Source organism: Chthonomonas calidirosea T49, from assembly GCF_000427095.1.
Taxonomy (GTDB): Bacteria; Armatimonadota; Chthonomonadetes; order Chthonomonadales; family Chthonomonadaceae; genus Chthonomonas; species Chthonomonas calidirosea.
The window spans coordinates 1,193,265-1,206,896 of the sequence record NC_021487.1; the positions used below are offsets into that span (position 1 = coordinate 1,193,265).

The 13,632-nt window shown below is 55.8% G+C and carries 14 protein-coding genes; 6 read left to right on the forward strand and 8 right to left on the reverse strand.

Annotated features, from left to right (window positions below; genetic code table 11):
- Positions 1-29: 29 nt before the first annotated feature.
- The 4 genes from radC to leuB all read right to left on the reverse strand — a co-directional run bounded on the left by radC (position 30) and on the right by leuB (position 3,950).
- Positions 30-725, reverse strand: a complete 696-nt coding sequence (gene radC / locus CCALI_RS05015) for a RadC family protein (RefSeq protein WP_016482391.1) — start codon at positions 723-725, stop codon at positions 30-32.
- A gap of 33 nt (positions 726-758) precedes the next feature.
- Entirely contained in the window at positions 759-2,432 is a 1,674-nt protein-coding gene (gene cimA / locus CCALI_RS05020; protein ID WP_016482392.1) for a citramalate synthase, read from the reverse strand.
- 69 nt (positions 2,433-2,501) lie between these two features.
- A complete protein-coding gene (locus CCALI_RS05025) occupies positions 2,502-2,840 on the reverse strand; it encodes a P-II family nitrogen regulator (RefSeq protein WP_016482393.1) in 339 nt (112 codons plus the stop codon).
- Positions 2,841-2,852: 12 nt separating this feature from the next.
- Positions 2,853-3,950 (reverse strand): 3-isopropylmalate dehydrogenase, encoded by a 1,098-nt coding sequence (leuB, locus tag CCALI_RS05030; protein ID WP_016482394.1) that lies wholly within the window; start codon positions 3,948-3,950, stop codon positions 2,853-2,855.
- 277 nt (positions 3,951-4,227) lie between these two features.
- Here leuB and queC point away from each other — a divergent pair, with 277 nt between their 5' ends.
- Positions 4,228-4,917 carry a 7-cyano-7-deazaguanine synthase QueC gene (gene queC, locus CCALI_RS05035; protein WP_016482395.1) on the forward strand — a complete coding sequence of 230 codons (690 nt, stop codon included), beginning with the start codon at positions 4,228-4,230 and terminating at the stop codon, positions 4,915-4,917.
- A gap of 68 nt (positions 4,918-4,985) precedes the next feature.
- On the opposite strand, the gene CCALI_RS05040 is transcribed toward queC, so the two are convergent.
- Both CCALI_RS05040 and CCALI_RS05045 read right to left on the reverse strand, forming a co-directional pair.
- The gene (locus CCALI_RS05040; protein ID WP_016482396.1) at positions 4,986-5,717 is read right to left on the reverse strand and encodes a sigma-70 family RNA polymerase sigma factor; all 732 of its coding nucleotides are present in this window, start codon (positions 5,715-5,717) and stop codon (positions 4,986-4,988) included.
- On the reverse strand, positions 5,714-6,109 hold the full coding sequence (locus CCALI_RS05045) for a response regulator (RefSeq protein WP_016482397.1): 396 nt from the start codon (positions 6,107-6,109) through the stop codon (positions 5,714-5,716). Before CCALI_RS05045 ends, CCALI_RS05040 begins: the two co-directional genes overlap by 4 nt.
- A 241-nt stretch (positions 6,110-6,350) precedes the next feature.
- Here CCALI_RS05045 and CCALI_RS05050 point away from each other — a divergent pair, with 241 nt between their 5' ends.
- Positions 6,351-6,905, forward strand: a complete 555-nt coding sequence (locus tag CCALI_RS05050; protein WP_016482398.1) for a peroxiredoxin — start codon at positions 6,351-6,353, stop codon at positions 6,903-6,905.
- Positions 6,906-6,958: 53 nt separating this feature from the next.
- Here the strand turns inward: CCALI_RS05050 and CCALI_RS05055 are convergent, their stop codons facing one another.
- Together CCALI_RS05055 and CCALI_RS05060 are read right to left on the reverse strand one after the other, a co-directional pair.
- Complete coding sequence (locus tag CCALI_RS05055; protein WP_016482399.1) at positions 6,959-8,482, reverse strand: aldehyde dehydrogenase family protein; 1,524 nt, start codon at positions 8,480-8,482, stop codon at positions 6,959-6,961.
- A gap of 14 nt (positions 8,483-8,496) precedes the next feature.
- Entirely contained in the window at positions 8,497-9,816 is a 1,320-nt protein-coding gene (locus CCALI_RS05060) for a hypothetical protein (RefSeq protein WP_016482400.1), read from the reverse strand.
- Positions 9,817-9,934: 118 nt separating this feature from the next.
- Between CCALI_RS05060 and CCALI_RS05065 the strand changes: the two genes are divergently transcribed.
- From CCALI_RS05065 to rpmA, 4 genes are all read left to right on the forward strand, one after another.
- Positions 9,935-11,800 carry a M1 family metallopeptidase gene (locus CCALI_RS05065; protein ID WP_016482401.1) on the forward strand — a complete coding sequence of 622 codons (1,866 nt, stop codon included), beginning with the start codon at positions 9,935-9,937 and terminating at the stop codon, positions 11,798-11,800.
- Positions 11,801-11,993: 193 nt separating this feature from the next.
- Positions 11,994-12,818: a DUF1559 family PulG-like putative transporter gene (locus CCALI_RS05070; RefSeq protein ID WP_016482402.1), complete on the forward strand. Its 825-nt coding sequence runs from the start codon at positions 11,994-11,996 to the stop codon at positions 12,816-12,818.
- 124 nt (positions 12,819-12,942) lie between these two features.
- On the forward strand, positions 12,943-13,257 hold the full coding sequence (rplU, locus tag CCALI_RS05075) for a 50S ribosomal protein L21 (protein ID WP_016482403.1): 315 nt from the start codon (positions 12,943-12,945) through the stop codon (positions 13,255-13,257).
- A gap of 29 nt (positions 13,258-13,286) precedes the next feature.
- Positions 13,287-13,583: a 50S ribosomal protein L27 gene (gene rpmA / locus CCALI_RS05080; RefSeq protein WP_016482404.1), complete on the forward strand. Its 297-nt coding sequence runs from the start codon at positions 13,287-13,289 to the stop codon at positions 13,581-13,583.
- The last annotated feature ends 49 nt before the right edge of the window (positions 13,584-13,632 follow it).

Sequence of the window (13,632 nt, forward strand, 5' to 3'; positions counted from 1 at the left end):
CACTGGGAGAGGGATAGGGTGAGGGAATTCTAAAAAACGCCGCCACGCTCTTTAAGAGAGACGTACTGTTGCCCACCAATAACAATGTGATCGAGTAGCTCAATCCCTATAATTTTACCGGCCTCCAACAAGCGCTTGGTCACATTTATATCTTCCTTGCTGGGCGTGGGGTCACCGCTTGGGTGATTGTGAACCACAATAAGGGAGGCGGCGCTGTGGAGAATGGCTTCTTTAAAGACTTCACGAGGATGTACCAGGCTGCTATCGAGAATGCCTACGGAGACCGCGCAGATTTTGATGACCTGGTTTTTTGTATCGAGGAGAATGCTTTTGAAGTGCTCTTTGGTCTCGTAACGTAGTTCGGGCATTAAGAGGTTGGCAACATCGCGCGGACAGGTTATTTTGGGGCGTGGGGTCTCTTCCAACACCATAATGCGCCGGCCAAGCTCCACAGCGGCAGCGATCTCGATGGCCTTTACCTCTCCCACGCCTTTCACGCGTTTCAGATCCTCCAAATGGGCTCTCGCGATGCCTCCTAGCCCTCGAAACTCCTTGAGGAGATGCTCGGCCAAACCGAGGGCTGAAAGCTCGCGCGTTCCGATGCGCAGTTGAATGGCCAGAAGCTCTTTGTCGGAGAGGGACTGCGGACCGTAGAGTTTCAGGCGCTCACGTGGTCGCTCGGTATCGGGAAGCTCGCGAATGGCAACAGTGTAACGCTCCACCATTGCGTGCTCCCTAGAGCGTCGCCATGCGCAGGCTCATGAGGCCGCACTCTCCGAAACGGAGGGGGAGGACGTCGGTACGGAGGAGGTTTTCTCGGTGAGAACGGGCGGTCTTGAAAGCGCCTCATAAAGCCGTTCGCTGCGAATCAGCCCATATACCACGCTATCTACCAACGCCAACCAGCTCGCTTCGATCACGTTCTCCGATACGCCCACGGTAGACCAAGTCTGCTCGCCGTCGGTCGAGTCGATCATCACGCGAACCTTGGCCGCAGTGCCAGCACGCCCGTTGATGACGCGCACTTTAAAATCGGTTAGTTTTATCCGCTCCAGCGCCGGATAAAACTCGAGCAATGCCTGCCGCAAAGCCCCATCGAGGGCATGCACCGGCCCATCGCCCTCCGCTACGGTTAGGCGTTCTTGGCCGTTGACCTCGACCTTTACGGTCGCTTCGGTAATGGGCTGCTTGTCGGTACCGCGCTTTTCGGTGATACATCGAAACCCTTTTAACGTGAACGGGGGCTTGTAAAGGCCAAGGGTTCGCAGCAGTAACAGTTCGAAAGAGGCTTCCGCCCCCTCATAGCTGTAACCAGCGTGCTCATGTTCTGCCACCACCTGCATAAGGTGGCGAGCTTCGGGCGATTTTTTATCGAGCCGAATGCCAAACTCGGCCGCCTTGCCGGCGATGCTGCTACTGCCGGCGAGCTCTGAGACGAGTAGGCGACGCGTATTTCCCACCGCCTCCGGATGAATGTGCTCGTAGCTTGCCCCCTTCAGCACCGCATCGGCATGGAGTCCTCCCTTATGCGCAAAAGCGCTTCGCCCTACATAGGGTCTGCGCGTATCTGGGGCAATGTTGGCTATCTCATCTACATACTGAGAAAGCGCTGTAAGGTGCCTTAGCGAATCGGGCAAAAGGCATTCGTAGCCCATTTTGAATCGCAGGGCGGCGACCACCGGAACAAGGTCGCAGTTGCCACAGCGCTCTCCATATCCGTTGATGGTGCCCTGCACCTGCATCGCTCCCTCTTCTACAGCCGCCAGAGCGCCTGCCACGGCACAGGCCGAATCGTTATGCGTATGGATACCCAGTTGTGCCTCTGGCAGAGCCTGGCGTACCTCACGCACAATGGCTGCGATGCTCTGCGGCAGCGAGCCACCGTTTGTGTCGCAAAGCACAATCCGATCGGCGCCCGCCTCGAATGCCACCTGCAGACACCGTAACGCATAGGCGGGGTTTGCCCGGTAGCCATCGAAGAAATGCTCAGCGTCGTAGAGCACCATCGGCACATGCTGCTTGAGGTAAGCCACACTCTCTGCGATCATCGCCAAATTCTCTTCAAGGCTCACCCGCAGCGCATGGATGACGTGAGCGTCCCACGACTTTCCGACAATGGTGATGGCCGAGGCGCCCGAATCGATCAGCGAACGAATTTGGGGGTCCTCCTCTGGCCGAACCCCGGCGCGGCGGGTAGAGCCAAAAGCGGTTAGCAGAGCATGGCGCAACTTTACCTCCCGCATCTGCTCGAAAAAGGCCACATCTTTCGGGTTAGAGCCGGGCCATCCCCCCTCGATGAAATCCACTCCAAACTCATCAAGGCGGCGCGCAATACGAACTTTGTCCTCAACGCTGAAGCTGATGCCCTCTCCTTGCGAGCCGTCTCGCAGGGTGGTATCGTAGATTTCGATACGTCGTTTTTGCTGATTCAAAGCTTCCATCCTCACCAGCACCGATCATCCGGATGCCACTTGCGTTCTGTAAACTGCATTTAGTGTACCCTATAACGCGGCTTCCCCTCGCTCGCCCGTACGGATGCGGATGGCTTCCTCCACGTGGGTCACGAAGATTTTGCCATCGCCTATCTCACCGGTTTGGGCGGCGCGCAGCGCCGTTTCGATCACCTCTTCCACTCTATCATCCGGCACTACCACCTCGATCTTTACTTTCGGTAAAAGGCTTACCACATAGGTGTTGCCGCGATACTTTTCGGTTCTTCCCCTTTGGCGTCCGTAGCCACGTACGTCGCTCACCGTCATGCCCACGATGCCGATGGAGGCCAGCGCCTCCTTAACCTCCTCGATCTTCATAGGACGAATGACGCACTCCACTTTCTTCATGGCTCCATCCCTTCAAATTTCGATGCGCTCCCGCACCGCTTGCCCCATCTCTTTCGTGCCGATGGTCGGCTGATGAGCCGCAGCGATGTCGGCAGTACGCAGGCCGTCTTGCAACGCCTTTTCGACGGCTCTTTCCAGCGCTTCGGCGGCCTCGTTTTCCCCCAGAGAGTAACGTAGCAGCATGGCTGCCGACAGCAGGGTAGCAAGAGGGTTGGCGATATTTTTCCCGGCGATGGTAGGGGCGGAGCCATGCACCGGCTCGTAAAGGCCAAAAGTTCCTCCTTGGGTATGCCGATCGCCCAAACTCGCCGAAGGCAGCATTCCCAAACTGCCGGTCAGCATCGCGGCTTCATCGCTAAGGATATCGCCGAACATATTTTCGGTGACGATCACGTCGAACTGGCGCGGGTCTCTTACCAGCTGCATGGCGCAGTTATCTACCAACATGTGGGTTAACTCCACATCGGGATACTGCGGCGCCATCTGATCGGCCACCTCACGCCATAGACGAGAGGTCTCCAGCACGTTCGCTTTATCCACCGAGCAGAGCTTGCGCTTGCGCCCACGCGCCGTCTCAAAGCCCACGCGCAAAATGCGTTCTATCTCGAATCGGGTATAAACGCAGGTATCTACCGCCCTTGAACCGTCGGCATCGCGCCCTTTAGGTTGCCCAAAGTAGATGCCGCCGGTAAGCTCGCGTACCACCAAAATATCTAGCCCATCCTGAACAAGCTCGGCTTTCAAAGAGGAGGCCGAGGCAAGAGCTGACGAGAGCCGCGCCGGCCTCAAGTTCGCATAGAGCCCTAACTCTTTGCGCAGGGGAAGCAGGGCACCCACCTCTGGGCGCAGAGAGGGCGGCTGAACTGTATCCCACTTGGGGCCGCCTACGGCACCTAACAGCACGGCATCGCTCTCTTTGCAGAGCGCTAACGTGTGCTCCGGTAGAGGGTGACCGTACTTATCATAGGCCGCACCGCCAATGGGGGCCTCCTTCATCTCTAGCGCAAAGCCAGCACGCTCGGCAAGGTAAGCTAAAATCTCGGCTGCAACCCCAACCACCTCCGGCCCAATGCCGTCGCCGGGCAGCAGCGCCACCTTGTAAGATCGCATTTTCGCTCCTTTTCCTGTTTCAATCTTCATCGGCCCTTAAGGGCTGGTGCCACTCCCCCCAATAGGGCCGCTAACAACCTCCTTTCCAGGAAGTTGTCGCATCTACTATACCTTATCCCTCAAAACGGCAGGAAACAACATAACGCCCCTATCCCCGCACCTAGGTCGAAAGAGCGGCGCAACTAACTGCCTGATAGAAGCGTATATCGTTTCAATCCTCACCGACTCTGTGGAGTCGGTGCCAACGTGTTTTGCTCAGAGCACAAGGAGATCTAAGGTGAAAGCGGTTGTCCTCGTTTCAGGTGGAATGGATTCGTGCGTCACTGCCGCCATCGCTCGAAAGGAGCATGAGGCGGAAGAGCTCCATTTTCTCCATGTGAACTACGGTCAGCGCACCGAGAAGCGGGAGCTTAAGGCCTTTCATGATATTGCCGACTTTTATGGGGTTCCTGCGGAACGGCGCCTTGTGTGTTCCATTGCCCATCTAAGTCAAATCGGAGGCAGCAGCCTCACCGACCCCTCTATTCCCGTCTCCGAGGCCGATTTAGACAATCCAGGCATTCCAACCTCTTACGTGCCCTTTCGCAACGCCCATTTTCTCAGCATCGCCGTTTCGTGGGCGGAGGTTTGTGGGGCGAAGCGCATCTACATCGGCGCCGTTTATGAAGATAGCAGTGGCTACCCCGATTGCCGTCCGGAGTACTACGCCGCCTTTAACGAACTCATCCGGCTTGGTACTGCTTGTGGGGATATTCGTGTTGAAACTCCGATCATCGGCCTCACCAAAGCGCAGATCGTGCAGCGCGGGCTTGAACTAGGCGCCCCCTTTCATCTAACGTGGAGCTGCTATCGTAATGAAGAGGTTGCTTGTGGAACCTGCGATAGTTGTGCGCTGCGGCTGCGGGGTTTTGAGGTGGCGGGTGTGCCGGACCCTCTTCCTTATGTGGTTCGTCCCCACTACGGCTAGCCTTCGTATGTTGGGGACCTTACGGCTGCAGGGCGGGTTTAGGCCCGCCCTGTAACACTCTAATGTTGCTACTCTGCAGCGGCCGTTGCCTTCACACGGCTTAACCGCGAACGGCGCGTACGCGGAACGCTGCCCTCTTCCAGGTATCGCCGCATCATCACGCGGGCACGATGGATGCGGGAACGGACCGTACCGATCGCACAGCCCATGATCTCTGCGATCTCTTGATACGACTTCTCCTCCACGTCGCACAGCAGGATAGCCGTGCGATAATCTTCGGGAAGGGCGGCAAGCGCCTGCTGTAGGCGCTCTTCCATGATCGGCCCCACCACAAGCTCTTCTGGGTTTGAGTTAGGCGCCGGAAACTCGTGAACCATCGTCTGCCCATCGTCATCCGACGCAACGGGCGCATCGAGAGAGTAGATGGGCACGCGCTTCTGACGACGACGCAAGTCAATGGCGCGATTGGTAATGATGCGAAAGAGCCAGCTCTCGAAGGAACGGCTTGAATCGTAGTTGTCAAAGTTGTTCCATGCGCGCACGTAAGCGTCCTGTGTTACATCCTCGGCATCCGCGGAATTGCCCGTTAACCGATAGGCCAAGTTGTAGGCGCGGCGATGGCTGCGCTGATAGAGACGCTCGAACTCACGTCGGGCACTCGGACTAGTGGGTGCTGTTGTCATTGTCACTCCTTTAGCCTCCCCTTCCTCACCTGTTGGGTGTTCTATTGGCTTGTTCTGGCTTTCCGCCAGCTCCGCCCTCTCAAAAACCGGTGAGAGGACACCATGGCTACTGTTCATCCGATCACCTCCGATGGACGCGTGGGAAGAACGACCAGCCGATGAACAGCGGCCTTAATGGCCTCACAGCCGCTACTCTTGGTAACGAAACCGTCGGCCCCGGCATCGAGGACAGCCTGTTGCTGCGCCTCGAAAGTTCCCATCACCAGAATGCGGGTCTGTAACCCATGATTTCGTAAACATCGCGCCAGTTCCAGCCCGTTCATGCGGGGCAGCATATAATCCACAACTGCCAAATCCGGCTTGAACTGCTGTATCTTGTGAAGCGCTTCAAACCCGTCCTGGGCCTCCCACATCACTTTAATTTCCTGACCGCTCGCTTCGACGGCATAGCGCAGACACTTGCGCACAACGGGGTCGGTATCTGCTAACAAAATGGTTACTGGTGCCATGCGTGCCTAAAGGCTCCTACCGTCTCCATCGCTGGTTTCTTGTTGCTTCATGGCTCTATTATCCGCTATCCTGCTCTGATTTGACATCGGTCAAACGCCCCTTTTTTTATGAGGGAAATCCCTATGCAGTTTTTAGGGATTTCCCGCAAGCAAAATTTGACAAAACCATTCTGTGTTCAGGTATGCTAATTATAGCCTAGTCTGCCATTGCAAACATAAAAAATTCAGAGGAGACTGTACCATGGCCTATGCAAAAGTAGGTAAACCCGCTCCCGATTTTACCATGCCCATCGCAAGAGCAACCGATACCCCCAAAACCGTGGGAAGCAAAGTAAGCCTCAAAGACTATCGAGGCAAATGGCTGATCCTCTTCTTTTACCCTCTCGATTTCACCTTTGTGTGCCCCACCGAGATCACCGCGCTCTCAGACCGTTACGACGAGTTCGCCGAGCTTGATGCCGACATCCTCGGAGTCTCCACCGACTCGGTCTACTCTCATCTCGCCTGGATGAATACCCCGCGAGAACAACACGGCATCGGCAAAATCAACTTTCCTCTTGCCTCCGACATCACTAAAGAGGTTTCACGAGACTACGGCGTACTCGTTGAAGAGGAGGGTGTGGCGCTGAGAGGGCTTTTCATCATTGACCCCGACGGTATTCTCCAATATGCCGTCATCAATAACCTCAACATCGGGCGCAGCACCGATGAGACGCTCCGCGTGCTTCAGGCCCTCCAAACCGGTGGCCTCTGCCCCTCCGACTGGAAGCCGGGCAAAGAGCTGCTCAACGTTTAACCCCTCCAGAGGGGCTGGTAGGGCGACCCAATGGGTCGCCCTTCTTTGACTGTCTATTGCCTTTCGACCGGATGGCTCGCTTTGCCGGCCGTGTCAATTTGTGCCCGCACTAACTCGCTGGCTTGACTGTAGTTGACGTACACCGACTTCCACTCCGTGCAGTAGTCCATAGCCACCCACCCTGCCTCGCGTGAGCCGTTTCCCGTGTGCTTCATTCCCCCAAAAGGCAGTTGAATCTCCGCACCGCTTGTGGGCAGATTCACGTAGACGAGGCCGGCCTCCAACTGCTCCATAGCCCGAAAGGCCTTGCGTACATCGGTTGTGTAGATAGAAAGCGATAATCCGTAGGCCGTGGCGTTGGCGGCGGCAAGAGCCTCTTCGAGGTCGCTTACTTCGATAATGGCGGTCACCGGCCCGAAAATCTCCTCTTGGGCAATGCGCATCTGCGGGGTCGCCCCATCGAAAACAGTGGGGGCATAATAGCAACCCTTCGCATAGTCTCCCTCCGTCAATACGGATCCGCCCGTAACCACCCTCGCTCCCTCCTGCTGCCCGATCGCCACATACTCGTGAACGCGCCGCAGCTGTTGCCGATTGATCACGGGGCCCACCTCCACTTGAGGGTCAAGCCCAAACCCCACGTGCAAGCCAGCAGCTCTTTCGACAAAGGCTTGCAGAAAGCGCGTCTTGATATTCCGCTGAACCAGAATGCGACTTGCTGCGGTACAGCGCTGACCCGAGGTGGCGAAGGCACCCCATAACGCTCCTTTACAAGCTAACTCCAGGTCGGCATCGTCCAAAACCAGAATAGCGTTCTTGCCGCCTAGCTCACAGCTAACTCGTTTCATCTGCTCGCCACAACGCGCTGCGATCTGTTTTCCCACCGCAGTCGAGCCGGTGAATGAGATAACCCGTACTCCGCTTGCCTCTACCAGAGCTGTGCCGGCCTCCGAACCGTAGCCCGTTACTAGATTGAGAACTCCGTTGGGCAAGCCAGCCTCGACCAATAGCTCCACAAAACGACAGGCAAGCCCAGGAGTCTCCTCCGACGGTTTAAACACGACCGTATTTCCCGCAAGTAGGGCGGGAAAAATCTTCCAAGAGGGAATGGCAATGGGAAAGTTCCACGGGGTGATCACGCCCACCACGCCTACCGGTACCCGCCGCGCGGCACAGTAGATGTCGGTTCGCTCGCTTGGCACCACATAGCCGTCGGGCATCCGCCCAAAGCCAGCCATGTAGTAGGCCATGTCAATGGCCTCCTGCACATCGCCCTGGGCCTCTTCTAATACCTTGCCCATCTCCAATACCATGAGGCGTGCTAGCTCCTCTTTGTTCTGCTCTAACAGCCGCCCCATTCGCAGTAACAGTGCCGCTCGCTCCGGTTTGGGTACCCGCGACCATTGGGGATAGGCCTGTTCGGCAGCCTCTACGGCCTGGCGCACGTCCTCTGCCCCCGAACGGGCAAAGATACCAATCATCTGCTCGGTGTTGGCGGGATTGAGGGAAGGAAAGGTGGCGCCATTGCTTGCAGCACGCCACCGCCCTGCAATATAGTTGGTTCTTCCGTCATACATGGTGGTTGTCCTCACTAAACGAGCTTGCGGGCATCCGTCTCACGAATTATGGCGCTCACTCCGGCCTGATTAAAACCTTTATAGCCCTCCCAGCGCTGCAGTATCTCCAAATGGCTTCCGGCAGCGCCCTGTCTGCGGAAACGCTCGGCCTGCTCCGCGGTTATCTGCCCACTCTGCAGCAAACGCGCGCAGCGCTCCTCGTCCACAGGCCACATCTCCGGCTCAGTGAAGGCCTGCTTCAACATGGGTAGGTCGGTAAAAGGTTTCATCACTCCAAAGCCGTTTTCTATTAATAAAGCCCGCACCTGCGCCCAGTCGTATTCCGCTTCAAGATGATGCATTCCCGCGGTGCCGATGCTGTCGCCGTGCAGCGCGCACCATAGCCCAATGGTACCAAGGCTCTCGTTTGGCCTCAGCGGCTGCTCGGCGAAATCCACAAAGAGCTCTTCCGGTGAGAGGTCAACATCCGAAAAAATCACCACACGGCTCTCGGGATGTTCCAGAACCTGGGCGCCCCAGCCGGCCTCAGCCCCTGCGTAGAATCGCTCCCGAAACTGAAAGCCAAATGTGCTCCACAGCTGCATTAGATCGGCAAAACTCTCTCGAGACGAGCGATAGGTATGGTGGTCGTGGTTCGCCCAGCCCAGCCCAAGCTCTTGCTGGCGAGTATACTGCCAACGCGCTGCCCGGTTGCGTGTCATGTAGTATTCACGCTCTATGGCAAAAAACTCGTCGGCTGCACGCCCCGCCCCCAACACACTCACCAGCTCTTCGGCCAGCTGCTGAGCCTCCATAATCGCCTCTTTATCACGGCGCCGCACCCGCCAACGCTCACGGGCATCCTCTAATATCACACGCATCTCTTCCGTAAGCCGCCCAGGGCGAAACCCGGTGTAGCCCTTTCGCACCACCACCGCAAGCTCGCCCTGCGGCAACGTACCTACCGCCTCCTGATAGGCCGAGTCAAAATCACCCTCTACGCGCTCCGGCTCCCAACGGTTTTGACGCAGAAAGAGCTCCAGAGACTCCACAGCAATGGTCAAGCGCCATCGCGCGCCAACCCGAAATCGGGGCAAACGCGCTTGGGGATGTTGCCATACCGGCTCACCCTCCACATCCGTCTCTATCATGCCTACCCGCTCTAACTCCTCAACGCTGAGGATCGAACGCGGCACCACCCAATGATCTATCAGGTTCGCCAACCGAACCCCCGCGTAAGCATGGAAACGATGGGCCATCTCCTGCACCATCGAATTCTCATGCAAAAAGCGCTCCAGAAGGCCTTCGCATAGCGAGGCGGCCTCCGGACAACGAGGCCAACTCTCCAGTCTCATTGGCTTCTCCTCTCTTCAAAACGACGGCACACCTCAGCACCGGCTCATCGAAACTTTAAGCCGTCTCTGCAGTCTAAAAGGTACACTATGCACAGCATACCCTTTTAGATAGAACTTTATGCAACCGATTCGACATCTCATCGCTCGGTATGGAGAGAAAATCCGTGGCGCACAGCCGTTTGCTCCCCTCCTGATTGTTGCTCTCTGTCTCCAGCTCGCCTCTCGGACGTGTGCAGCGCCTACCTCGCAGTGGATAACGTTCGTCCAGCGGGCTATCCAGACCCATCAGATCGCGTTCCTACAAGCTTATACCGACGGTTCACCAGCCAAAATACTTCCTTGGCTCAATCGCGGCCCTACAAGAACGTGGAATGTACAGCTTCTTACCCTGCCGAATCGGCAGTCCATGCCGTCCTTCATTGTCTTCTCCTGCTGGCACACCTGCCAGAGCGATGGAGATCATGTCCATGCGCTGATAGAAACGCCCCAGGGTTGGAAGATCGGGCCTGAAGTGAAGGAGGACGATTCAGGAGGATACCAAATCTGCAATCATCAACTCACTGTACGCCTTCAGCCCAAAACACACTCCGTGCTTTTTAGCGACCGAGCAAGCGTGCAAGCTATCTTCCCTAAGCCACGCCCCTACTGCCTATTTCGCCTCTCCCCCGACTACACCATTACCCGTTTCTCCATAGAGGGTATGCCCGTTCCCTTTCATCGGGCAGGAAGCGTTGTCGCCTTTATTCCTCCTCATATGCCTCCTTTCACCATGGACATCGCCTATGCGGGTGCTCCCGACCATCAAGATGGCGACTATGTGTTGCCAAACGAGGCTGTGATCGATTCCTATTGGTACCCGCAAATTGCTCGCCTACCGGCCACCTCTACCGTTCAGGTCACTGCCCCTCCCGCTTGGACGCCCATCTCCACAGGCGATCTGCAGTCCACCATCCATCATCCCGACGGATCCACAACGCTCACCTTTTATAACCCCATTCCTGTTTGTTATCTAACGGTGGATATGGGGCGCTACCATGTCTATACGCGAACGGTGCAGGGCCTTCGATTGGCAGTCTATCTGCTCGACGACGATGCGTCCCTAGCACAACGAGCGCTGAACCTCTTGCAGCAGGTGCTCTTTTTCTACAGCGATCACTTTGCACCGTTTCCCTACCATCAGTACACGGTGGTCGAAACCGACGGACCGTTTGACGGAGCCTTAGAGGCCTATTCATTCGCTACATTTGAGCACGGCACCCTCCTCGATCTGCTGCCCCACGAGCTAGCGCATACCTGGTGGGGCGGCCTTCAGCCGTGCACCTATCTACACTCTATGTGGGACGAGGCGTTTGCCGACTACTCCGCCCTCCTCTTTCAGCGGATCGGCGGCCCTCAAGCGGTTACATTGCCCAACGACACCTCTCTTCAAACCACAGGAGAAGAGCGATTTCAGATGTACCCTGTGGCCTCCGTCTTTGATACCACTGACCCCGTGCAGTGCGATATCGGCTACACGAAAGGGAGCATGGTTTTGAGGGTACTTGAGGAAGAGTTGGGCTTGCCTACCATGCTGGCTTGCCTTCGCGCGTTTTTAGCGGAGCGCACAGCCGGTAAGCCGGCGGAGTGGAGCGATTTTCAGCGCGCAGTAAATCGTATAACAGGAAGGAACTATGCAGTGTTCTTTCAAGAATGGCTTTACCGAGCCGGCCTACCGGTGCTGCAATTGCAGGATGTACGGCTCTTAAGCAGAGCAGATGGCTATGAGGTGACAGGCTATATTGTCCAAAAAGACCCGATCTATCACCTTCATTTGCCAGTTCAGTTGACAATGTTGAATCATGACGTTTACAGAAAGAAGATAGAAATCGATCAGAAAAGCACATTTTTTATCCTAAAGACGACAGTTAAGCCCCAGTATATGGTCATTGATCCAGATCATATGATCCCTTTGGCCACGCATCAGGACACCTTTTGGCGCTTTTAAGAGACAGAAATTTTTGTAGATTGGGAACATTTTGCCTGATCAAACCTGTTAAATAGTTGTGGTATGCGAGAAGAGACACTAAATTCTCGTAGAACATCGAACAAAATTTGTTATATGTAACTCGGAAGCGTCTTTGCTAAGAGAGAGTAAAAACTCAAAAACGCTTCTAGTAACTAGGAGGAAAAACAGTTCTATGAAACAAAAAACCGCTTTCACATTAATTGAGCTGCTAGTTGTTATCGCGATTATTGCGATACTTGCAGCTATTCTGTTCCCCGTGTTTGCGCAGGCCCGCGAGAAGGCACGACAAGCCAGCTGCACCTCCAACATCAAACAGCTCACCACCGCGATGCTGATGTATACCCAGGACTACGACGAGGACTTTCCGTTCTGGAGCTATGCCGATTCGGTGGCCTGTAATGGCCCGCTTGGCAATGTGGCCTGTCAACATTTCGAGTCGATCTGGTTTAACGCGATCTACCCCTACGATAAAAATGCCAACATCTACACCTGCCCCGATGCCTCCGACCACAGCACCATCACACAAAACCAACTTTGGGGATGGACAAAGGCGACCGATCTGACCACTGTCGGGATCAACGCGGGCTTGGTCAACGCTCAGGTGAACTACGGGATGAGCGAGCCTATCTCTATGGGGTCTCTGTGCGGCAGCCCCAACTCGAGCGGGTGCTCCCAGGCCGCTCTACAGCAGGTGGCGCAAACGCTGCTGATTGGGGACTGCGTGATCGCGCTTACCGGCAACTTCCTTCCCGATCGCACCAACAACCCGCAGTCGGCCAACTACGTGCTTTCACGTGTGGCCTATCCCAACTGCAACACAAACCCTTGCGGTGCCTACCTAAACGATAACGGCACTTACACGGCTCAGCCACAATACGACAATCAGGCGCGCCATGCGCAGGGCGATATTGTGGGCTTTGCCGACGGACATGCCAAGTGGCTGCGCGATTCTCAGGTTATTTGGGGGCTTATGGACGGGCTTGGGCCAGCTCAGTAACCATTACCTGACTTGACAGTCTAGCCCTCTTTAGAGTACACTAAGCGGGATTTAGGGCGGAGGCGCTCGGCTTCCGCCTCTTCTCATGCTTGACAACAAGCTCAATTCGGAGATTCGGATACCCATGTATGCCATCATAAAAACCGGCGGAAAACAGTATCGCGTGTCGGCAGGCGATCGGCTCGTGGTAGAAAAACTTCCTGGTGAACCTCAAACCTCCATCGAGCTGTCGGAAGTTTTGCTTGTGCAGACCGACGACAATTTGAAAATTGGCAATCCTTTGGTAGAAGGGGCCAAGGTCACCGCTACCATCCTTGAGCAGACCAAGGGCAAGAAGATCAAGGGGTTGACCTATAAGCCGAAAAAGAACGAGCGGCGCCGCTACGGACACCGCCAACAACAGACCATTTTGCGAGTAGATGCTATTCACGTAGAATGAATTCGGCGTGACAAAGGAGATTTACGACCATGGCTCATAAAAAAGGTGTGGGAAGCTCCCGCAACGGCCGCGATAGTCATTCTAAGCGGCTCGGCGTGAAAGAGTTTGGAGGCGAGTTTGTACGCGCCGGCTTCGTGCTCGTACGCCAGAGAGGTACCAAGCTCCACCCTGGTAAGAACGTTGGAATGGGCAGCGATTATACGCTTTTTGCGCTTACCGACGGCATCGTCAAGTTTGAAGGCGACCGAAAACGGCGCCGTGTAAGCGTATATCCCGTGGCAACCGACGGCACCGCTCAAGAGTCGGCTTCCGTACAAAGCGCTTAGGCCGCGAAGCAACATAGGCTCTAGCTTGTAAAAAAAAGAAGGGCTGTGG